This window comes from Polaribacter septentrionalilitoris (assembly GCF_009832745.1).
Taxonomy (GTDB): Bacteria; Bacteroidota; Bacteroidia; order Flavobacteriales; family Flavobacteriaceae; genus Polaribacter; species Polaribacter septentrionalilitoris.
Genome location: NZ_VRMJ01000041.1, coordinates 314,512 through 338,160 on the forward strand (window position 1 = coordinate 314,512; position 23,649 = coordinate 338,160).

The window sequence follows — 23,649 nt, forward strand, 5'->3', positions numbered from 1 at the left end:
TTTAAAAATTATATTTTAATGTTAATCCTATTTTTGGAGCATCAAATTGAATAGGATCATTAATAAATGTTGGTTTAAAAGACAAGTTGTCATCTGTGTTAAACTGCAATAAATGGGCGTTTACACTAGCTTCTACAATTTGTAATACGTATAAAATTACAGTTGTTAGTAATGACAAATCTCTATTTTCTCTCAATTGTTCTTGAGCTCTTTCTAATGTTTCTGAGGATACAGATTCATTTCCTGCATTATCAGTAAATTCATCTTGTAAACCTATTTCTCTTAATTTATATGCAGTTCTAAACCTTTTATATTCAGAGTTGTTTTGTAAATAATAGTAAATACTTGTTCCTAAAGCCCCCCAAACTATAGGAGCTTTCCAGTATTTTTTATTGTAAACTTGTCCCATTCCAGGAAAAATAGCAGAATAAAATGCAGCCTTAGAAGGTGCTAAAGGATTGTATAAGCCTTTTTTATTTTTCATAAACCTACCTTTAATTTTCACATCTTTAACTTCAACAGAGTCCTTTTGGGCGAGAAGAGATGCAGAGAAAAAAGCAAGAATTAAAACGAGTATGATTTTTTTTAAAAACACTTATTTCAATAAGTTTTTTATACGGTTGAAATCTTCTTCAGAATGAAAAGGAATAGAAATTTTACCTTTTCCGTTATTGCTTACAGTAACGTCTATTTTGTGACCAAAATATTCACTAATTTCTTTCATGCTACTTTTAATATAGCTAGGAATGGGTTTCTTTTTTGGTTTGGGTGTTTTACCAGATTTTAAACTTTTTACTAAATCTTCTGTTTGTCTTACAGATAGTTTCTCTCGTAAAATCTTTTCATAAATAGCTAGCTGATCTTCAGTGTTTTCTATGTTTATCATGGCACGACCATGCCCCATAGAAATAAAACCATCACGCATTCCTGTTTGTAAAATAGGATCTAATTTTAACAAGCGTAAGTAATTGGTAACTGTAGAACGTTTTTTACCAACTCTTATGCTTAATTCTTCTTGGGTTAACTGAATTTCATCAATCAAACGTTGGTAAGATAAAGCAACTTCAATAGGATCTAAATTTTTACGCTGTATGTTTTCAACCAATGCCATTTCTAGCATTTCTTGGTCGTTAGCAATTCTTATATAAGCAGGAATTGTGGTATTGCCAATTAATTTTGATGCTCTAAAGCGACGCTCACCTGAAACCAACTGAAATGTATTTCCGTCTAATTTTCTAACCGTAATTGGCTGAATTACACCTAACTCTCTAATAGAGCTGGCCAATTCTCTCAATGCTTCTTCATCAAAGTATGTTCTTGGTTGAAAAGGGTTTACATCAATACTATCAATTTCAATTTCTATGATACTACCAACAACTTTGTCTGCATTTTTATCTGATGCAGAATTGATGTTAGAAGATTCTTGTAACAAAGCAGATAATCCCCTTCCTAAAGCCTGTTTCTTGGTTGCTTTTGCCATTTATGCATTCTTTTTTAATAATTCTTGCGCCAAATTTAAGTAATTTATAGCACCTTTACTTGTTGCATCGTAAGCAATTATACTTTCTCCATAACTTGGAGCTTCTCCTAAACGTGTGTTTCTGCGGATAATTGTATCAAAAACCATTGAAGAGAAATGTTTTCTTACTTCGTCAACTACTTGATTAGAAAGGCGTAAACGAGAATCGAACATTGTTAAAAGTAAGCCTTCAATATCTAAATCTGAATTGTGAATGTTCTGAACACTTTTTATGGTGTTTAGTAGTTTTCCTAAACCTTCTAATGCAAAATATTCACATTGAATCGGGATAATTACAGAGTCTGCTGCAACTAAAGAGTTTAAGGTAATTAAACCCAGTGATGGTGCACAATCAATTAAAATGTAATCATAATCATCCTTGATTTCTACCAATGATTTTTTGAGCATATATTCTCTGTTCTGTTTATCCACCAATTCAATTTCAATAGCTACTAAATCAATATGAGCAGGAATAATATCTACATTTGGAGAATCTGTTTTTACAATAGTGTCTTTAGCAGAAATAGTATGTTCTAAAACCTGATATGTTCCATGCTCAACAGCCTCAACATCAATACCTAAGCCAGATGAAGCATTTGCTTGCGGATCTGCATCAATAAGCAATACTTTTTTCTCTAGAACCCCCAAAGAAGCAGCTAAATTTACACTTGTAGTTGTCTTTCCAACACCTCCTTTTTGGTTTGCTATTGCAATTATTTTTCCCATTATAAACTAATATCTATACAATTAGTAAAAATACATTTTTTTATGTTTTTATGAAGTGAAAGATGTTAACAAAATAATAAAACTATAAATACCTTGTAAATAATTGATTGAGGTTGATTTAGTGAAGTTTTTAAACAAATTTTACATAAAAAAAACCGAAGTTTAACTTCGGTTTTTTTTATGTTTATCAATTACTTTTTTGGAGTATTCTTAAGGATTTCAATTAAAAATTCCCAAAATTTTTGAGTTGATGAGATTTGAGCTCTTTCGTCAGGTGAATGTGCTCCTTTAATATTTGGACCAAAAGAAACCATATCCATATTGGGATAATTCTGACCTAAAATACCACATTCTAATCCTGCATGACAAGCAGCAACATTGGCTTTTTGTCCGTGTAATTTTTCATATAAACTGTCAGCCACCTCTAAAATTTCTGAATTTACGTTAGGTTGCCAACCAGGATATTCACCTGAAAGTTCAACATCAAAACCAGCCAATTCAAAAACAGATTGTAAAGAGTTTGCCAAATCGTATTTGTTACTTTCTGATGACGAACGTGTTAAACATCCAATTTTAATTTGTCCATCTTTTACAATTACTCGTGCAATATTATTAGAAGTTTCTACTAACCCTTCAATATCAGGACTCATTCTATACACACCATTTAAAGCTCCATAAATGGCTTTTGTTAAGTTTTCTTGAATTCCTAAAGTCATCACGCTATTTGGAGTTGTAGTCTCTTGAATATCAATAGATAAATTGGGTTCTAATGTTGAAAACTCATCTTTTATATTGTTAATAAGTGCGTTGCTTTCAGTGATGAAACTTGTAGCAGAGATAGTATCAACAGTAACGATAGCAAAACTTTCACGTGGAATTGCATTACGCAAACTACCTCCATTAACTTCAGAAATCCGTAAACCAAATTTCGAAAAACCATCAAACAACAAACGATTCATGATTTTATTTGCATTTCCTAAATCTTTAATGATGTCCATACCAGAATGTCCACCTTTTAGCCCTGTAACAGAGATGGTAAATGCTTTAGCGTCTTTACTAGCAGCTTCTTCAGAATAGTTTTGAGTTGCAGTAATGTCTATTCCTCCTGCACAACCCATCCCAATTTCATCGTCTTCTTCAGTGTCTAAGTTGAGTAGGATATCACCTTTTAAAATTCCGGCTTCTAATCCCATAGCACCAGTCATACCAGTTTCTTCATCAATAGTAAAAAGAGCTTCAATATTTGGGTGTTGAATGTCATTAGAAGATAATACAGCCATAATTGCAGCAACTCCTAAACCATTATCTGCACCTAATGTAGTACCATCTGCAGTAACCCAATCATCATTCACAAGCATTTTAATTCCTTCTGTATCAAAATCAAAGTTTGTATCAGCATTTTTTTGATGAACCATGTCTAAGTGACTCTGTAATACCACTGTTTTTCTATCTTCAAAACCTTTTGTTGCGGGTTTTTTGATGATAACATTACCAACTTTATCTACAAAAGTTTCAAGGTTTAATTTTTTGCCAAAATCTACCATAAATTGAATAACACGTTCTTCTTTTTTTGATGGACGTGGAACTGCATTCAAATCTGCAAAGTGATTCCATACAATTTTAGGTTCTAAATTCCTTACTGCTTCACTCATTTTTAATATGTTTTATGGTATAAATTTAGTTGATTTCGATGACAGTTTCTTTAGTTTCTTTTCTAACTTTTGCCAAATCTTTCATATAATCATCATTAGCTCTGAAACCCACAGGTAATGCCAAAACTGATTTTAAATTTTGAGCCTCTAAATTTAAAACTTTATCATATTCTGCAGGAATAAAACCTTCCATTGGGCAGGCATCAATTTTCTCTAATGCGCAAACGGTTAGCAAGTTTCCTAAGGCTAGATAAGCTTGGTTTTTATTCCAGAGAAATAATTCTTCTTGCGTTTTTTGCTCAATTTCCTTGGTTAAAAATTCTTTAAATGGATTGATAACTGCATCTGGAGTATTTCTGATTTTTTGAACCAATTCAAAATACTTTTGTACTTCTTCTGAAGTGTAATTTTTTGGGGCGCAAATAACCAAAAGGTGAGAAGCTTCTAAAACTTGAGGTTGGTTCCAAGAATGTAAAACCAATTCTTTTTGAATGTTCTTATTTTTAATAACCAATAACTTTAATGGCTGTAACCCATAAGAAGTTGCAGTTAGGTTGAAGGCTTCTTTTAATGTGTTAATTTGATTTTTTGAAAGTTGTTTTTCTGTATCGAATTTTTTTACGGCATAACGCCACTTTAAGCTATCTACAATGTTCATTTTTCTTATTTATTTTACAAAAATACATCATATTGAATGATGTTTTCTGTTAATACAATTGTAAAAATTTATAATTCTATAATGTTTTTTTGTACCTTGAAAACAAAAACTATGAATGAAGATTTTCTACATTATGTATGGAAATATCATCTCTTTGATATTCATAATTTAAGAACAACATCAAATGAAGAGTTGGTTGTTTTAAATGCAGGTTTGCACAATCAAAACTCTGGACCTGATTTTTTAAATGCTCAACTAAAGATTAATAATCAATTCTGGGCAGGTAATGTAGAAATTCATTTAAAATCTTCTGATTGGTATGCTCATAATCATGAAATAGACAAGAATTATGATGCTGTTATTTTACACGTTGTTTGGGAGGATGATACTACTGTATTTATGAAAAACAATGCGCCTCTGCCAACACTTATCTTGAAAAATTTTATATTGGATTCTGCAATTAAAAATTACCAAAATTTGTTTTCTGTTCAACAAAGATGGATTCCTTGTGAGCAAGAAATAAAAACCATAGATGCATTTACTTTTGACAATTGGAAAGAGCGTTTATTTTTTGAACGATTAGAACGAAAATCTAATGAAATAAATAGTGTTTTGTCAAATAATAACAATGATTTTGAAGCCACTTTCTTTCAATTATTAGCCAAGAATTTTGGGTTGAAAGTGAATGCTGATCCTTTTTTTGCTCTAGCAAAATCAATTGATTTTAATGTACTAAAAAAAGTAAGGTTTGATAAACATCAATTGGAAGCATTGTTATTTGGTCAAGCTGGTTTTTTAGAGGAAAATAGAGAGGAAAAACATCATGAAGAATTAAAAAAAGAATATCAATATTTACAGCATAAATACAAATTAAAACCAATTGCTAAATTTCAGTTTTCTTTTTTTAGAATGCGACCTAATAATTTTCCGACAATACGAATCGCACAATTAGTGGTTTTGTGTCATCAGTATCAAAATATGTTTTCTAAATTGTTAGAACTTGAAAAGTTAAAAGATTTTTATGCTTTTTTTAATGTTGATGTTCATCCGTTTTGGAAAACACATTATACTTTTGAAAAAGCATCGAAATCATCACCAAAAAAAATCACAAAATCATTTATTGATTTGTTGTTGATTAATACTATAATTCCCTTAAAATTTAACTATCAAAAGAGTAGAGGAGAGGTGTCAGAATCTGATTTTTTAGATCTAATTCAGCAAATATACGCTGAAAAAAATAGTGTAATCAATAAGTTTAACTATATAGGAGTTTCATCAAAATCTGCATACGATTCTCAAGCTTTATTAGAACTTAAAAACAATTATTGCGCAAAGAAACGTTGTTTAAATTGCGCAATAGGAGTAAAGTTGTTAAAAAAATAACTTACTGTTTAATACAAGTTTTTGTATTTATTTGGATTTGCTTCGTGCATGATATCATATATTTTTTCAAAAATATCTTCTGCAGAAGGTTTTGAGAAATAATCTCCATCAGTACCATATGCAGGTCTATGCGATTTAGATGTTAACGTTGAAGGTTTGCTGTCTAAATACATGTATCCATTTTGTTTTTCAAGAATTTCTTGTAAAATGTAAGCAGAAGCGCCACCAGGTACATCTTCATCAACAATTAATAATTTGTTGGTTTTTGCAAGACTTTTTACACAATCATGATTTAAATCAAAAGGTAGTAAACTTTGAGCATCAATAACTTCGATATCAATATCTACTTGTTGAAGTTCAACCGCAACTTCTTGTACAATTCTTAAGGTAGATCCATAGGAAACTACAGTAATGTCTTTTCCTTCTTTAACAGTTTCTACATAGCCAATAGGTGTTTTAAATTCTCCTAAATTTGCTGGTAGTTCTTCCTTAATACGATATCCGTTTAAACACTCTATAACTAAAGCAGGCTCATCACCATCTAACAACGTATTGTAAAATCCTGCTGCTTTTGTCATATTTCTTGGTACTAAAACGTGCAGTCCTCTAACGTTATTAATGATTCCTCCCATTGGTGAACCTGCGTGCCAAATTCCTTCTAAACGATGACCACGAGTTCTAATAATTAAAGGTGCTTTTTGTTTTCCGAAAGTTCTATAATGTAGTGTAGCTAAATCATCACTCATAATTTGAAGTGCATATAGCAAATAATCTAGGTATTGAATTTCTGCAATTGGTCTTAAACCACGCATTGCTAAACCTATACCTTGACCAATTATAGTAGCTTCTCTAATACCTGTATCAGAGATTCTAATGTCTCCATATTTTTCTTGAAGTCCTTCTAAACCTTGATTTACATCACCAATAAAACCAGCATCTTCACCAAAAATAACTACTTCTGGATGTTTCTTTAAGATTGCATCAAAGTTATCTCTCATAATAACACGAGCATCCACCAAAGTTTTAGCTTGATTGTAAACAGGTGCTTTTTCTATGACGTTTAAGGCACCAAAATCAGATTCACTCATTAAATGAGAAGAATACTTTGATTTTGCTTCTTTAATTTTAGTTTTTATAAAGTTTTGTAGTACTATTTTTTCGGCAAAATTTTCATCTTTTAGGTATCTTAAAGATTTTCTTGCTGCTGATAAAACATCTTTTCTATTTGGTTCTGCATTGGTAATCAAGTCTTTTCTGTACTTCGAAATAAAAGCTCCGTTTTTACTTTTGGTAGCAGTTTTTTCTAAAATTTGCGCTAAAGCGGCTACTTCTGATTTGATTTCATTCAAATAAGAATTCCAAGCATTTCTTTTTGCATTGACTACTTCTTTCTTAGCTTGCTTTTCTATTATGATTAAATCTTCTTCAGAATCAACAAAACGTAATATTTCTCCGTTTTCAGTTTCTAATTCAAAATCTAAAATCCATTCTCGCATTTTGGTAATGCAATCGTGTTCTTTTTCCCAGTTTAATCTTTCTTTAGATTTATATCTTTCATGAGAACCAGAGGTAGAATGGCCTTGAGGTTGAGTTAATTCGTTTACATGAATTAAAACAGGTACATGATTTTCTCTTGCAATTTTTGCAGCCTTATTATAGGTGTCTACTAACTTTACATAGTCCCAACCATTAATAACAAAAATTTCGTAACCGTCTTTATTTTTTTCTCTTTGAAAACCTTTTAATACTTCAGAGATACTTTCTTTAGTAGTTTGATGTTTTGCATGAACGGAAATTCCGTATTCATCATCCCAAACACTCATCACCATAGGAACTTGTAAAACACCAGCAGCGTTTATGGTTTCGAAAAATAGACCTTCACTTGTACTAGCGTTTCCAATTGTACCCCATGCAATTTCATTTCCTTTATTAGAAAAATGGGTTTTATGTTGTACACTTTTTTCGTTTCTGTATATTTTTGATGCTTGAGCTAAACCTAATAAGCGAGGCATTTGTCCTGCAGTGGGAGAGATATCAGAACTAGAGTTGAATTGTTTAGTTAAGTCTTTCCAACTACCATCTTCATTTAAACTGTGCGTTGCAAAATGGCCACCCATTTGTCTTCCAGCAGACATAGGATCTGCTTTAATATCTGTATGTGCATATAGGCCTGCAAAGAATTGTTGTGCAGTTAATTCTCCTAAAGCCATCATAAAGGTTTGATCTCTGTAATAACCAGATCTAAAATCACCTAGTTTGAAAGCTTTAGCCATGGCTAACTGAGGAATTTCTTTTCCGTCACCAAAAATACCAAACTTTGCTTTACCAGTTAACACTTCTCTACGTCCTAGTAAACTACACTCTCTACTAATTTTTGCAATTCTATAGTCATTTAAAACCTCGGTTTTAAAATCTTCAAAAGATAATTTTTGCTTATTCTTACTGAGTGTTTCTTGCAGCATTTTAATAATGTTTTGGATGTTGCAAAGATAGTTTTTTTAGTTGATATTTAAAAATGTAAATAATACATTACGAATATGGTAATAGAATTGTATTAATTAGGCGTTTAATTGTGTTTTACTCAATAAAAAAGAGATATTGTTTTCACAATATCTCTTTTTATGTTGATTTTATAAATTATTAGAAAAGTCTATTACATAATTCTGCTGGAATTTGATAACTATCATTTATGTATTCTGTTTTGTCAAAAGCAATACTTTGAGAAAAGAATTGACCGTTGTAATATGTTCCAAATTCATATTGTTTATTCAATTCAATTTGTCTGATAGTAATACTACCTCTATATACATAACCAATATATCTCCAGTAACCATACGTTGGGTCTTTCATATATAAAGGTACGGTAGGTTCTAATACTTTACCGTTACAAACCCCCTTGTAGCGAACAGTAACGTTTACTAATTTTGGTAGTTGAGATACTATATTTGATACATCAATATTTACAGTTCCAGAACAAGGACTAAAAGCAGAAGATCTATAGATTTCATTTCCTTTTCGATATCTACTTCTTCCGCTGTAAACAACCATTTGAAGATCTCTTGAAGGTGCGTTTCTAATTTCAAAAGTTTGACCGTCATAGTACGTTTTTGTTTTTCCAGACCAGTAAGAAACTGATTGGTTTGTACCAGCGAAAACAAAATCAGTAAAAAGCGAATGTGAATTGCTTCTACTAACTCCATTCATAGATATAGCTATAGTAGCTAGTGGTGAATACACCCATCTACCACCTGTACGTCTCCAACCTCCATTAGGGCATCTTCTTCCATAATAATCTAAATTATACCAAGATAAATGAGTGGTAGTGTAAACAACTTCAAAATTATTATTAGCGTCTCTGGTAACAGTACCTTTTGTGTGATAATCCCATTTTCCATCATCTTTACTGTAAGACCAAATCGGAATTTCATCACCAACTTTAATGATATTTCCTGTCTCTGGATTAATGTAGTCTGATGCAACTTTCATTTTAATTGTTATCGGTTCAGAAAATTGCTTTACTTCTGTATTTCCTACTTTCATATCTACAGATACAAATCCTGCAGTTTCAAAGTAAGCATCTTCTACTTTATTACCACTTTCGTCAGTAACTTCTTGTGGCATAAATCCACCTGGAAAAGAGGCAAGAGATTCAGGGTTACTACTATTAAAATGAACAACTTCACTTTCTAAAGCACCTCCTGAAATATCATTACCATTAATATCTTTAAACTTAGTACCAGCTTTTATTGAGATTTCAGATTTTGTGCCAGCTTTTGAGCCTGATGTTTCAAAAGTAATATCATTACTTAGAGTATTATTAACTAAAGATTCTGTGCTTTTTATATAGTCTATTCCGTTAGGAGTGTTGAGTTTGTTAACTACATTAGCACTTATTGTAGCAATTGAATCTGTACTTGATAAGAATACAGGAACAGTTGTAGTTAAATAATTATCACCACTAATTTTTAACATAAATTCTACAGGGTCTCCAGTTGTGTTCTTATTTGGGTTTACAGCCAATGATATTGCTCCATTAACAACTTTTGCGGTGTTTGCGTCATTACCTGCATCTGTAACAATTTTATCGGCATCTGTACCAATTACTTCTACTTTTAAAACGTTTGATCCGTTTAGATTTGACTGATCTACAGGGTCGAAAATTTCTACTACTATTTGTTGTTTAAAAATAGAGTTGTTAAAAACAATGTCAAAGTCATCAGTAATCTCTTCAAAGCTTTTGCAAGAGCTAATTATTGCTATCATAACGATAACAATAGAAAGTGATATTTTTAATAGTTTATTAGTTTTCATAATTTTTCTTTTTTTTAGAATTTATAGGCTAGTCTGAATTGTAATCTTGGTATAAATTTGAAACTTTCAAGTGATTCTTGAAGATTTTCTTCCTGAGAAGCTGTAGGTGCTAGTAGTTTAGAAGCAGTTAAGTCTACAGTGGGTGCAGAAGTAATATATGTGCCCAATTCTATACCAAAACCTAATCTTTTCTTTGGTATAGCTCTACCAAAACCGATTCCTACATACGGAGCCATACCACTCCAATTTACATCTGCTATTATTTCACCAACATCTTGTTTTGTTATGGTTACAGATCCTACTACAACATCTTCTGTATACGTAAAAACAGAATTTAAATTAACTTTAGATAAGATGCCTATCCCTGTAGTAAGTTTAAATGATGAGTTTTTAAAGGGTAAATACTCAATACCTAAATCTATAATACCCACTTCTAGATTGGCAAGCAAGTCTACTTTGTCACCATCTAAGTCTAAATCTTTTTGTTCGAAATCTTCAAGTTTAAATGAGTGCCAAACGACTTTTGCATTTAGTTTTGGACTCAGTTTTCTAGCATACTCTAAACCTAGCCCAGGTGATCCAAATGAAATGGCAAAAGCATTCTTTTTTTCTTTTGCTAATTCATTTTCTTGTGATGAAATTCTTGCATAGAAGCAAATGCAGAAAATACACAGAAATAGTGTTTTAATTTTCATAGTTTAATTTTTTTTGTTAATTTTTATTAAAATATTGGTCAAAAGTAAAGTTTATTTAAATAAAAACAAGTACTCATGATGAGTATTTTTAACTTTTTTTCTACCTATTTGTAGGTATTTTTATAAAAACCCTCTTCTAAAAAAATTATAAATGGAGGCAAAATCTGCAGATAATGTAAATCTTATTTTTTGTGGGTAGGCACCTTGTGTTATTTCCCAGCCGTTATTTGAATACAAAGGGAAATATACTTCTAGAATCTCATGAACAAAATTGAAACGAATTCCGTTTTCATAAGCAAAATAAATAGGTTGTTTTCTGTTTTTTAGAAATGCAACATTATTGTAAAATTCTAACCAGCGCCATAGCCCAATACTTGAGTTGGTAGAAATCATATATTGATTTGCAAACCTAGTTGGTAATACTGATTTAAAACCTCCTTCTGCAATTATAAATTGTTGACTAAAAAAACCAGAACTTTCAGAACGACCTAAATAGTTTAGCTGAAATAAATAATCATTTGCTCTATCTAAACCAAAGCTAAAGTAATTACCAAGGGTGTTATTGCTAAAAAAAGTACCTGCATAAAATCTAAAATCTAATTGAGTGTCTGATGTGTTTAACGTTCTGTATCTTAAATCTATGGCTGCTTTAGAGAAATTCCTAGCCAATTCGGCACTAAAACTATATCTAAATTCCTTAATAATATCAGGATTCATAAAACTATATCTTAAGCTTAATACGTTATAGTTATCTTCTGATGTTTTTAAAACTCCTGGAGCAACTTCTTTGTCTATATGTAGTAGTTTTAAACTTAAAAACTCTGTAGATGCATCTCTTAATGTTTTTCTTTTGAAAACCATGTTTACATAGGGAACAAGTGATTTGTATGATAAATTGGGGGCATAATCAAGAGTGCCTCCTTGTAAACCATATTCAATTTTGTAGATATTTGTTTTCTCGAAAAACTGATTGTATTTCAGAGAAAACGAACCAATTACGCTTTGACTTTTTGTGGCATAAGCTGGAGCAAATTTAAATTCGAAGTTTCTTTTTATTAGTGGCCTATTATGAAGTTTTAAACCTAAAATTAAACCATTGTAAAAATTATAACTAGCTTCTGGTTGATAAAATATTTGATTATAGTTAGGGTCGCTAACATCTTTTAGGAAAGAAAATTTAATAGGTTTGTTTAAAATCTTTTTTTCTATAGATTTCCAGTTGTCTAAAGTATTTAGTTCTGGGTATAAATTCTCATAATTCAAAACAAAGTTGTCATAGTTTCCTTTTTTTATAAGAACTGTTTTGGTAGAATCTATATTAGAAATCCATTTTTTTATCTTAATTTCTTTATCTTTCAAAGCGTATAAAGCAACTGGAGTAGTAATGTTTCTTTTGTTTTTTATGGTAACTTCAAGACTATCTTTTTGGTTTTCTATCTTAGAAATAGTATGATCAATTTTTTTATTGGTATTTAAGTAATCGTTGAAAAACCATCTAAGATCTTTATCGGTTTTAGAGGAGATAATTTTGTTGAAAGAATTGCTTGTTATTATTTTAAGCTGATTTTTTTGATATAGTTCTTTAATAGATTTTTTTAGAATACTATCGCCTACATAACCTTTTAAAAATCTAAAACCTAAACCTGCTTTGTATTTACTTACAATCTTTCTATTGAAATTAGAGAGTGAGTCAGCAGAAGTTGTTAAGGATTGGTCTAAAAACTTTCTTGCTGTAAATTGATATAAAAAAGGGTATTTGTCATTGTAATTTAATTTAGAAACGTTAAAAGTTCTCAATAACCAAGAGTCTGAAATTTTACCTAACAATTTTACTTCAGGATAAAACCTTTCTACATATTCTATCATTAAATAGTTTTGTATTCCATCAATTAACCAATAGTCTTTTCTTTTGTTAAATAATAAAGTGTTTTCTATATACTTTCTAGTTAGAGCTTTAAACATGGTTACATCCCATTTAAATGTATCAGAAAAAGGTCTTAGAAACTTTGGGAGTTGGTCTAATCCAAAAACAGGATTTTTCTTTTCTGTAGCTTCATCAATAAAGATGTCTACATGTGGGTATTTACCTAGATATTCTTGAATAAATAGTAATTCTCTGTTAAGAATGCTAGTTGTAAGATTAAAACCTAGTTCTTTGTAGGAAATATCTGTGTGAACTGTTACTGTTTTTGTATTAAATTTTTTAAACTTCTTGTTTTTATCAATGTTTAAAATAATATCTGTTTTATTTTTTCCTACTAAATAGTAATTGTTTTTAGATTCTTTTTTTGTTTCATATTGGTAAAGATTACTTTCTAGAGTGTATTTTTTTGGCAGATTTATTTCAATATCAAAGTTGGTGCCACCTTCATACAAATCATCTATATTAAGATTGCTCATGAACTGCCAATCTTTGTCAAAAACTACAGGAGCCAAATACCAAAACCGCAGATGATATCCTGTTTTAGTTTTTCCGTAGTTTGTAAACTTTGCATTAGCAACCTTTACAAGGTAGGTAATAGATATTTTTATTTTTGATTTTGGGTATAATGGACTGTTTAATGAAACCTCTAAAATATCTGCTTGATTTTTTAATTCTTTAAAAGAAACATTTTCAAAATCTACAGAAATACTTTTTACAATTGTATGCCCTAGGTCTTCTTTTTTTGCAAAATAAAGGTCTTTTCTATAGTCTTCAATAAAACGTTTTGATAATGGTGTTTTTCTATCTCTGTAACTATTGGGCCAGTTGTGAAAGTAAATACTGTTTAGAATTGAGTCTGAATTATTGTAATAAATGACTTCTTGCTGAATTTTTAGAATATCATTATCATCATCTAACTCCGCCTTGATGTTTATTGAGTTTTCTTGACAATTCACAATAGCAGATAATCCTAAAAAAACCACAAATATGTAAAAACGGAAATTCAATTATATTTTAATAATTTTTTTGGGTTGTAAAGAATCTGCAGTAAGATAATAAACTCCTTTAGAAAACGATGTTAAATTAATGCTTATTTCTTTTTGATTGTTTATCTCTATTGATTTTACTTTTTGACCCAAGTGATTGTAAATGGTGATAGATTTTAAATTTATGTCTGAGACTTGTATAAATAAATAATCTTTTACAATGTTAGAATTTAAAAATTTAATGGAAGTTGTATTATAAATTGATAGCGTATTAGCAACTTGTAAATCTAAAGTTATTGGTAAATGATCGCTAAATTGATACAAAGCATTTCGTAAGTTCTGAGAGAATTCTCCTAAACATGTTGTGTTACTAACAAAAGAATTGTAGCAATTACCATTATTACCAATGGTTTTATATGATTCTGGCTTGTAATATAAATTATTGTTTTTGGTTAAGTTTTCTGAAATTAGTATAAAATCAAAACGATCGTCCATACCGCCTCCAGAACCGTCACTTAAAGAAGAGCTTCTGGTAGATTGTGAATGAACATCAGCAAATGAGCTGTTGTTCCAAAAATATGTAGAATCGTAGTCGTCATTAAAATAATCTTTGTTGTCATCAGGAAAAGCAGGACATAAACGATTCACAGGATCTATTATTTTTATAGGATTTGAACTGTTGGTTATTGTCTGAAAACCACTTTCATTACTGGTGTAAAAATTAAAATCTCCTGCAAATAACACATAGCTATTTGTTGGTAACCTATCTAATTCTCTTGTAAAAGTTGTAGCGGATGAATTTCTTTTTTCTCTATTGTCTTGCCCTCTAGAAGCCTTTAAATGTGTTACGAAAACTTCTATTCTTACAGGGTTTGAGTTACCAGATTCAACCTTAACTTTAAAGGTATAATGATTAATGTCTCTTATCCGTGTTGGAATAACGCTGGTTTGTTCTAATTCTAACTTGGCGGAATTATAATACACCATTTGCAACAAGTTTGTTGCAGGTGACTCACTGTATTTAAAAGGTGTTTTTTTAAAACTTTGTTTAAATGGTAAAATAGCATTTGTATAAAGATAATCAGAAGCCGTTTCATTTTTTAGTTCACAAACCATAAATAAATCTGGTTGAACAGTTTCTAATATAGTTTTTAAACGTGGAGTTCTATTCTGACTTTCTGTATCAGAATTATAATTTAATATATTGTAAAACATAGCTTTTATGGTGTTTTGCCCAAAGAAGGAGATAGACCAAAAGCACAGAACAAACAAAGAAGCCTTTTTAATTAGCATCTTAAAAATTAGGTTTTAATTGATATTTAGAGTAGAATTTATTTAAGTGATCAATAGCTTCATCTGCTGTGTCTACTACTCTAAAAAGATCTAAGTCTTTTTCACTGATATTACCTTCTTCTAAAAGAGTGTTTTTAATCCAATCTATTAATCCAGACCAGAATTTTTTACCAACTAAAACAATAGGGAAACGTCCTATTTTATTAGTTTGAATTAATGTAATTGCTTCAAAAAGTTCGTCCATGGTTCCAAAACCACCAGGCATTACAATAAACCCTTGAGAATATTTTACAAACATCACTTTTCGAACAAAAAAGTAATCAAAGTCTAAGCTTTTATCAGAATCTATCCATGGATTATCATGTTGTTCAAAAGGTAGTTCTATGTTTAATCCAACAGAAATCCCTTTTCCTCGTTTTGCTCCTTTGTTACCAGCTTCCATAATTCCTGGTCCACCACCTGTAATTACGCCATAACCATTTTGAGTCAATTTAAAGGCGACTTCTTCTGCTAATTTATAATATGGGTGGTTTGGTTTTGTTCTTGCTGAACCAAAAATAGAAACAGAAGGTCCTATTTTACTTAACTTTTCATATCCTTCAACAAATTCTGCCATAATCTTAAATATGGCCCAAGAGTCGTTAGTTTTTATTTCGTTCCAAGTTTTTTGTTCAAGTTTTTCTCTTATTTTTCTATCGTCATTCGTCATATTCGTGTTTTTTTTTGTATTAAAATCTTATTCTTTAAAAAAGAAATGCTTGCTAAACTAATTCTTTTTTTAAAAACTTTGCAGTGTAGCTTGTTTTGTGTTGAGCAACTTGCTCAGGTGAACCTGTAACTAAAATTTTTCCGCCTTTTTTTCCACCTTCCATGCCAACATCAATAATATGATCAGCTAATTTTATGACATCTAAATTGTGCTCAATTATTAAAACTGTATTTCCTTTATTGGCTAATTTATTCAAGACTTCCATTAGTACTCTAATGTCCTCAAAATGTAATCCTGTTGTAGGTTCATCTAGAATGTAAAAGGTATTTCCTGTATCTCTTTTTGATAATTCGGCAGCCAATTTAATACGTTGTGCTTCACCTCCAGAAAGTGTTGTAGATTGTTGACCAAGAGTAATGTACCCTAAACCAACATCTTTTATGGTTTTTAGTTTTCTATAGATTTTAGGAATGTGTTCAAAGAAATTAGTGGCGTCTTCAATGGTCATATTTAAGACATCAGAAATTGATTTTCCTTTGTAACGGATTTCTAAAGTTTCTCGGTTAAAACGTTTTCCTTGACAGGTTTCACACTCTACCTGAACATCAGGTAAAAAATTCATTTCGATAACACGAACACCACCTCCTTGGCAAGTTTCACAACGACCGCCTTTTACATTAAATGAAAAACGACCAGGTTTGTAACCGCGAATTGACGCTTCTGGAGTTTTTGCAAATAAACTTCGAATTTCGTCAAAGGTTTTGGTGTAAGTTGCTGGATTAGAGCGAGGAGTTCTACCAATAGGAGATTGATCGATATCAATAACTTTATCTACATTTTCTAAACCTTCAATTTTCTTGTAAGGCATTGGTTTTTTTACACCTCTATATATATGAGCATTTAAAATAGGGTATAAAGTTTCGTTGATTAAAGTTGATTTTCCACTTCCAGAAACACCAGTCACGCAAATCATTTTTCCGAGTGGAAATTCAACTGAAACATTTTTTAAATTGTTGCCAGTAGCACCTTTTAATTTGATGGTTTTTCCATTTCCTTCTCTTCTCTTTTTTGGAATAGAAATTTCTTTTTTCCCTGTTAAATAATCTGCAGTTAGTGTGTTGTGTTCTTTTAAATCGTTAAAAGTGCCTTCGCTAACAATTTCACCACCATGTCTACCAGCACCAGGGCCAATGTCTAAAACAAAATCTGCTTTTTTAATCATATCTTCATCATGCTCAACTACTAGAACAGAGTTTCCAACGTCTCGTAATTTAATTAAAGAATCGATTAATTTTTGATTGTCACGTTGATGCAAGCCAATGCTAGGTTCATCCAAAATATACAAAACACCAACCAGTTGCGATCCAATTTGAGTCGCTAAACGAATTCGTTGAGCTTCTCCACCAGAAAGTGATTTTGAAGTTCTGTCTAGTGTTAAGTAATCTAAACCAACATCCAATAAAAACTGAATTCTAGTTCTAATTTCTTTTAATATTTCAGATGCTATCGTGATTTGTTTTTGTGATAAATTTGCTTCTATTTTCGAAAACCAAGCAGCCAATTCTGTAACGTCTAATTGTGCTAGATCACTGATGTTTTTATCTGTGATTTTAAAATGTAACGCTTCTTTTTTTAAACGTTTTCCTTGGCAGTTAGAACAGGTAACTTCATCCATGAAACCTTTTGCCCATCGTTTTATAGAAGTACTTTCAGCGCTTTTGTATTGATTTTCAATAAACGCTACAATTCCTTCAAAATCAATTTTATAATTTCTTGTAACTCCAACAGTTTTAGAAGTGATTTCAAAAGATTCATTTCCGCCATTTAAAATCATTTCTAAAGCTTCTTTAGGAATGTCTTTTATAGCATCAGTTAAATTGAATTTATAACGTTCAGCAATATTTTGCAGTTGTTTAAAAATCCAACTATTTTTTTGTTCTCCCAAAGGAATAATTCCACCATTTTTTATAGAAACACTATTGTCAGGAATTACCTTTTTTAAATTAATTTCATTAGTAATTCCTAATCCATTACAAGTTGGACAAGCTCCTTTTGGTGAGTTGAAAGAAAATGTATTTGGCTCTGGATTTGGATAGGCAATCCCAGTTGTTGGACACATCAATTCACGGCTAAAATAACGAGGAGTGTTTTCATTAATATCAATAACCATCATAATGTTGTTTCCAGAATACAATGCTGTTTTTATGGTTTCTTCAAGTCTTTTCTCTGCAGATTCATTAATTAATAATCGATCGATAACAACCTCTATATCATGTGTTTTATAGCGATCTAAACGCATTCCTTTTTCAATCTCTCTAATTTCTCCATCAACACGAACTCTAACAAAACCTTGCTTAGAAATCTGTTCAAAAAGTTCTCGATAATGCCCTTTTCTAGATTTAATTAAAGGTGCTAAAACAGCTACTTTTTTACCATCAAAATCTTTTAAAATTAATTGTCTGATTTGTTCATCAGAATAACTCACCATTTTTTGCCCAGTATTGTAAGAATAGGCATCAGCAGCTCTTGCGAATAATAATCGTAAAAAATCGTAAATCTCTGTAATGGTTCCTACAGTAGAACGTGGACTTTTATTGGTGGTTTTTTGTTCAATAGAAATTACTGGAGATAATCCATCAATTTTATCAACATCAGGTCTTTCCAATCCTCCTAAAAATTGTCTAGCATACGCAGAAAATGTTTCTATATAACGTCTTTGACCTTCAGCATAAATGGTATCAAAAGCTAAAGAAGATTTACCGCTTCCACTTAAACCAGTAATTACAACTAGCTTTTCACGAGGAATTTTGACATCAATATTCTTTAAATTATGTGCTCTTGCACCATAAACTTCTATATATTCTTGGTCTTTCAAAAAGTGAGTTTTTTTAGGAAAAGTGCAAAGTTAAAGAATCCTAATTTAATTTTAATTGAAGTGTTGTTATGAATTCTTAAAATAGTATCTTGCATTGGAAAAGGAAGATGCTTATGTTAGATAATATTCGACATTTTTTTGAAAGAAACGGATTTGGTGTTTTTACCAGATTAGCAGATAGATTAGGGATGAGAGCCTCTAATGTGCGTCTGTTTTTTATCTATGTAACATTTTTTACAGTAGGTTTGTCTTTTGGCTTTTATTTAACATTGGCTTTTTTGTTAAAACTAAAAGATATGGTCTATACAAAAAGAAGTTCTGTATTTGATTTGTAATTTATGAAGCTACTAGAATCTAAAATAAATACTACATTACTTTTAGTAATATCGACAATTACAATAGGTACTTTAGGTTATATTTTACTTTCAGGTTTTTCTTTTGTTGATGCACTATATATGACCGTAATTACGGTAACAACTGTTGGGTTTGGTGAAGTGCAACCCTTTACCCCTGAAGAAAAAATATTTACAATTTTTTTAATTTTATCAAGTATTACAGTTTTTGGTTACGCGATTTCATCGTTTTCTGAATATTTAGTAAGTGGTAGATTATTTGAACATTTTAAACATCGAAAAGTGGAAAAACAGATATCTAGGCTAAAAGGTCATACCATTGTTTGTGGCTATGGTAGAAATGGAAAACAAGCTATTTTAAAGCTTAAAAACTATAATAAAGACTTTGTTGTAGTTGAATATGACAAGGAAATGTCTGAATTGTTAGATTCTGAAGAACTTTTAAATATTAATGGAGATGCTACTCTTGATGAAACGCTTTTAAGAGCTGGTATTATGAATGCTGCATACTTAATTACAGCGTTACCATCTGATGCCAACAATTTATTTGTGGTGTTAACGGCAAGTCAATTAAACAGAAATTGTAAGATCATAAGTAGAGCATCAAATGAAACTTCATACAGTAAATTAAAAATTGCGGGAGCAGACAATGTAATTATGCCAGATAAATTAGGAGGAGATCACATGGCTTCTTTGGTAACAACTCCAGATGTAATTGAATTTGTTGACAGGCTTACTATAGAAGGAGAAACAACTGCAAACTTAGAAGAAATTTATGTAGATGATTTACCTAAAAAATACATAGGTAAAACCATTTTAGATTTAGATTTAAGAAGGCAAACAGGTTGTACTGTAATTGGTTTTAGAAACCCTGATAGAGATTATATAATCAATCCTGAAGCTTCAACAGTTTTAGTAAGAAAAGCACATTTAATTGTTCTAGGTAGACCAGAGCAAATTATTAAATTAAGAGAATTATTTTAAATGATTAAAGTTGTTATTACAGGAAGTAATGGACTGTTAGGACAGTCATTGTTAAACCTATTATCACAAGAAAAAGAAAGGTATCAAGTATTTGGTTTTTCGAGAGGAGAAAATAGAAGTGGAAGAAATGACTTCAATTACATTTCCATTGACATCACTGATGAACAAAAGCTTAAAAAAGTACTTTTAGAAATCCAACCCGATTTTATAGTCAATACAGCTGCAATGACACAAGTAGATGATTGTGAAACTCATAAAGTGGAATGTGATATTTTAAATGTTGAAGTTGTAAGATGGTTGTCAGAAGTTTCTGGAGAAGTCAATGCACACGTAATTCATCTATCTACAGATTTTATTTTTGATGGAAAAAAAGGCTATTACAAAGAAACAGATAATCCAAATCCATTAAGTTATTATGGGTTGTCGAAACTAAAATCAGAAGAAGTCTTAATAAATTCAAATATCAATTATACCATTTTAAGAACCATTTTGGTTTATGGTAAAGTATATGATATGAGTAGAAACAACATCGTACTTTGGGTAAAATCGATGTTAGAAAATGAGAAAGAAATTACCATTGTAGATGATCAGTTTCGAATGCCAACTTATGTAGAAGATTTGGCTTTAGCCTGTAAAATTTCTATGGATAAAGAAGCAAAAGGAATTTACCATATTTCATCAAATAAACTATTAAGTGTTTTTGAAATTGCACAACAAATTGCTGACGTTTTTGGGCTGGATAAAAGTTTGATTAAACCAATTTCTACTTCAACTTTAAATCAAAAAGCGCCAAGACCAGCAAAAACAGGTTTTGATTTGTCAAAAACAAATGAAGAGTTAAATTTTTATCCAAAATCCTTTAAAGAAGATTTACAAAGATTTAAAGAAACCTTAAACTAAAATCGACATTTAACTACTAAAAGTTGTTAAAAGTCCATTTTTTTAAGATATTGCACGACAGTAAAATCAAAACTAACAATTTTATTATGATAAAAAAACTTCTTTCGTTATTGCTTTTAGCATTTCCAATTATATCATTTGCACAAAGCACAACAGATAGCATCGATGCAACTTTTAAAGATTATACAGGTTGGTTTGTAGATGCTATTTTTTATGAAATTCCCTTTTCTGATACATTTCAAATACCATGGGTTTTAATTGTATTAATTGGTGGTGCTTTATTTTTTACATTTTACTTTAAGTTTATCAATTTTACGGGCTTTTTAACAGCTATACAGGTAGTTAGAGGTAAGTATGAAGATATTGAAAAACACGGTGTAGATAAACTCTATGGTGAAAATGCACAACAAGCAATTGTTGGTGAAGAAAATAATGAAAAAGCATATGGAGATCAAACTCCAGGTGGAGATTTAATTGAAACAATTAGAGATGAAAGTGCTGATGGAGAAGTTTCTCACTTCCAAGCATTAACAGCAGCATTATCTGCAACAGTTGGTTTAGGTAATATTGCTGGTGTTGCAGTAGCTTTATCAATTGGTGGTCCAGGTGCAACATTTTGGATGATAGTTGCTGGTCTTTTAGGAATGGCATCAAAATTTGCAGAATGTACATTAGGTGTAAAATATAGAGATGTTGGTGAAGATGGAACTGTTTATGGAGGTCCAATGTATTATTTAACTAAAGGATTAAAAGAAAAAGGAGCAGGTGGTTTTGGTAAGGTTTTAGCTGTGCTATTTGCAATTTTTGTAATTGGAGGTTCATTTGGTGGTGGAAACATGTTTCAAGCTAACCAAGCAGCTGCACAGTTTACAAAATTATTTGAATTAACTGGGCCAAATGCAGGTTTGTATTTTGGTATAGTAATGGCGGTTTTAGTAGCAGTTGTAATTATTGGAGGTATTAAAAGAATTGCTTCTGTAACAGAAAAAGTAGTACCATTCATGGCAGGTATTTATGTATTAGCTGCTTTAATTATCTTGTTTGCTAATTTTAGTTTAATAGATGATGCTTTTGCTTTAATTTATGAAGGCGCATTTTCTGGATTAGGTATAGCAGGTGGTTTAATAGGTGTAATGATTCAAGGTATACGTAGAGGAGCATTTTCTAACGAAGCTGGTGTAGGTTCAGCAGCAATTGCACACTCTGCAGTAAGAACTAAATACCCAGCAAGTGAAGGTATTGTTGCTTTATTAGAGCCATTTGTAGATACAGTAGTAATTTGTACAATGACTGCCTTGGTAATCATTATTACAAATTTCGATGGTCAGTTTATGCAATATGGAGTGGAAATAAAAGAAGGTGTAGAGTTAACAGCTGTAGCATTTGATTCTGTAATTCCTCATTTCTCTGTAGTATTAACAATTGCAGTAATATTATTTGCTTTTTCTACTATGATTTCTTGGTCTTATTATGGTATGCAAGGTTGGAAATTCTTATTTGGAAAAGGTAAAATTACAGATTTAGTTTATAAAGTATTATTTTTAATGTTCGTAGTTGTAGGTGCATCTATCAGTTTAGGAGCTGTTATCGATTTCTCAGATGCTATGATTTTTGCAATGGTAGTGCCAAACATTATTGGTGTAATTATGTTATCTCCAATTATTAAAAAAGAGCTAAGTAAATACATGAATGCTATTAGCAAAAAAGAAGAAGCTATAGAAGATGGTGCTGTTGATATCAATGAGCATATGTAAAAATCAATTTATATGAAATTTTTTAAATCCCATTTCTGGTACAACAAAAACCAAAGGAATGGGATTTTTTTATTGGCTATTATTATCATAGCATTGCAGTCTTTTATAGTTTTTGGTAATTTTTCTACTGATAAAAAAAAGGATACAAACTCATCTCAAGTTATATCGTTTTATAAACAGATTGATAGTTTAAGATTGGTAGAAATTGAAAATAGAAAACCAAAGATTTTTCCATTTAATCCTAATTATATTTCAGACTATAAAGGAGAACAATTAGGGATGTCTTTAGATGAAATTGATAGATTGCTAGCATTCAGAAAAACGAATAAATTCATAAATTCAAAAGAAGAGTTCCAAAAAATTACTCAAATTTCCGATAGCTTACTTGATCAAATATCTCCTTATTTCAAATTTCCTGATTGGGTTGTAAAAAGAAATCAGAATAAAAAAAGTTTAAAGCTAACTTCGAGCGCAATAGCGAAACCTTATTATAAAAAATCAAAATACAAATTATCAACAACAGACATCAACAAAGCAACTCAAGAAGATTTTAAAACCATATACGGAATTGGAGAGAAGCTGTCAGAACGTATTATTAAGTATCGTTCTAAATTACAAGGATATTCTTTCGAAGATCAAATTTATGAGGTTTGGGGTTTAGATAAAGAAGTTGCAAATAAAGTCATCTCCACTTTCAAGGTAATAGAAAAACCTATTATTAAAAAAGTGAATGTAAATACTGTTACTTTCAAGCAGTTGCTTAAAAATCCTTATATCGATTATAAATTATGTAAAAAGATTTTTGAGTATAGAGATGAAGTTGCTGAAATTCAAAATTTAACAGAACTACAACATATCAAAGATTTTCCTGTAGAATTGTATGATAGAATAGTCTTATATTTGTTAGCTGATTAAACTAACAAATTT

The 23,649-nt window shown here is 30.6% G+C and carries 18 protein-coding genes; 6 read left to right on the plus strand and 12 right to left on the minus strand.

Features of this window, described 5'->3' with window-relative positions; all coding sequences use genetic code 11:
• Window position 1 precedes the first annotated feature (1 nt).
• The 5 genes from FP421_RS11600 to FP421_RS11620 all read right to left on the minus strand — a co-directional run bounded on the left by FP421_RS11600 (window position 2) and on the right by FP421_RS11620 (window position 4,555).
• Window positions 2–484, minus strand: coding sequence for a DUF5683 domain-containing protein (locus FP421_RS11600; protein ID WP_236548103.1), 483 nt, complete (start codon window positions 482–484; stop codon window positions 2–4).
• 111 nt (window positions 485–595) lie between these two features.
• Entirely contained in the window at window positions 596–1,480 is an 885-nt protein-coding gene (locus tag FP421_RS11605; RefSeq protein WP_159950806.1) for a ParB/RepB/Spo0J family partition protein, read from the minus strand.
• A complete protein-coding gene (locus FP421_RS11610; protein ID WP_159950807.1) occupies window positions 1,481–2,245 on the minus strand; it encodes a ParA family protein in 765 nt (254 codons plus the stop codon).
• Window positions 2,246–2,436: 191 nt separating this feature from the next.
• Complete coding sequence (locus FP421_RS11615) at window positions 2,437–3,897, minus strand: aminoacyl-histidine dipeptidase (protein WP_159950808.1); 1,461 nt, start codon at window positions 3,895–3,897, stop codon at window positions 2,437–2,439.
• A 25-nt stretch (window positions 3,898–3,922) separates the two neighbouring features.
• A complete protein-coding gene (locus FP421_RS11620) occupies window positions 3,923–4,555 on the minus strand; it encodes an NAD(P)H-dependent oxidoreductase (RefSeq protein WP_159950809.1) in 633 nt (210 codons plus the stop codon).
• A 111-nt stretch (window positions 4,556–4,666) separates the two neighbouring features.
• Here FP421_RS11620 and FP421_RS11625 point away from each other — a divergent pair, with 111 nt between their 5' ends.
• Window positions 4,667–5,938 carry a DUF2851 family protein gene (locus tag FP421_RS11625; protein WP_159950810.1) on the plus strand — a complete coding sequence of 424 codons (1,272 nt, stop codon included), beginning with the start codon at window positions 4,667–4,669 and terminating at the stop codon, window positions 5,936–5,938.
• A gap of 8 nt (window positions 5,939–5,946) precedes the next feature.
• On the opposite strand, the gene FP421_RS11630 is transcribed toward FP421_RS11625, so the two are convergent.
• The 7 genes from FP421_RS11630 to uvrA form a co-directional block, all read right to left on the minus strand.
• Window positions 5,947–8,400, minus strand: coding sequence for an alpha-ketoacid dehydrogenase subunit alpha/beta (locus FP421_RS11630; RefSeq protein ID WP_159950811.1), 2,454 nt, complete (start codon window positions 8,398–8,400; stop codon window positions 5,947–5,949).
• A 178-nt stretch (window positions 8,401–8,578) separates the two neighbouring features.
• Window positions 8,579–10,249 carry an androgen-induced gene 1 family protein gene (locus FP421_RS11635; protein WP_159950812.1) on the minus strand — a complete coding sequence of 557 codons (1,671 nt, stop codon included), beginning with the start codon at window positions 10,247–10,249 and terminating at the stop codon, window positions 8,579–8,581.
• Window positions 10,250–10,263: 14 nt separating this feature from the next.
• Window positions 10,264–10,944 carry a hypothetical protein gene (locus FP421_RS11640; RefSeq protein ID WP_159950813.1) on the minus strand — a complete coding sequence of 227 codons (681 nt, stop codon included), beginning with the start codon at window positions 10,942–10,944 and terminating at the stop codon, window positions 10,264–10,266.
• 120 nt (window positions 10,945–11,064) lie between these two features.
• Window positions 11,065–13,875 carry a gluzincin family metallopeptidase gene (locus FP421_RS11645; RefSeq protein ID WP_159950815.1) on the minus strand — a complete coding sequence of 937 codons (2,811 nt, stop codon included), beginning with the start codon at window positions 13,873–13,875 and terminating at the stop codon, window positions 11,065–11,067.
• Window positions 13,876–15,069, minus strand: a complete 1,194-nt coding sequence (locus tag FP421_RS11650) for a T9SS type A sorting domain-containing protein (protein ID WP_159950817.1) — start codon at window positions 15,067–15,069, stop codon at window positions 13,876–13,878.
• A gap of 79 nt (window positions 15,070–15,148) precedes the next feature.
• Window positions 15,149–15,856 carry an LOG family protein gene (locus tag FP421_RS11655; RefSeq protein WP_159950819.1) on the minus strand — a complete coding sequence of 236 codons (708 nt, stop codon included), beginning with the start codon at window positions 15,854–15,856 and terminating at the stop codon, window positions 15,149–15,151.
• 52 nt (window positions 15,857–15,908) lie between these two features.
• Window positions 15,909–18,731 (minus strand): excinuclease ABC subunit UvrA, encoded by a 2,823-nt coding sequence (gene uvrA / locus FP421_RS11660; protein WP_159950821.1) that lies wholly within the window; start codon window positions 18,729–18,731, stop codon window positions 15,909–15,911.
• Between the two features lie 113 nt (window positions 18,732–18,844).
• On the opposite strand from uvrA, the gene FP421_RS11665 reads away from it, so the two are divergent.
• The 5 genes from FP421_RS11665 (at window position 18,845) to FP421_RS11685 (ending at window position 23,637) form a co-directional block, all read left to right on the plus strand.
• Entirely contained in the window at window positions 18,845–19,066 is a 222-nt protein-coding gene (locus FP421_RS11665) for a PspC domain-containing protein (protein WP_159950823.1), read from the plus strand.
• A gap of 3 nt (window positions 19,067–19,069) precedes the next feature.
• Entirely contained in the window at window positions 19,070–20,068 is a 999-nt protein-coding gene (locus FP421_RS11670; RefSeq protein ID WP_159950825.1) for a potassium channel family protein, read from the plus strand.
• Window positions 20,069–20,968, plus strand: coding sequence for a dTDP-4-dehydrorhamnose reductase (gene rfbD / locus FP421_RS11675; protein ID WP_159950827.1), 900 nt, complete (start codon window positions 20,069–20,071; stop codon window positions 20,966–20,968).
• Between the two features lie 86 nt (window positions 20,969–21,054).
• A complete protein-coding gene (locus FP421_RS11680) occupies window positions 21,055–22,722 on the plus strand; it encodes an alanine/glycine:cation symporter family protein (RefSeq protein WP_159950829.1) in 1,668 nt (555 codons plus the stop codon).
• A gap of 12 nt (window positions 22,723–22,734) precedes the next feature.
• On the plus strand, window positions 22,735–23,637 hold the full coding sequence (locus FP421_RS11685; protein ID WP_159950831.1) for a ComEA family DNA-binding protein: 903 nt from the start codon (window positions 22,735–22,737) through the stop codon (window positions 23,635–23,637).
• Window positions 23,638–23,649 lie beyond the last annotated feature (12 nt).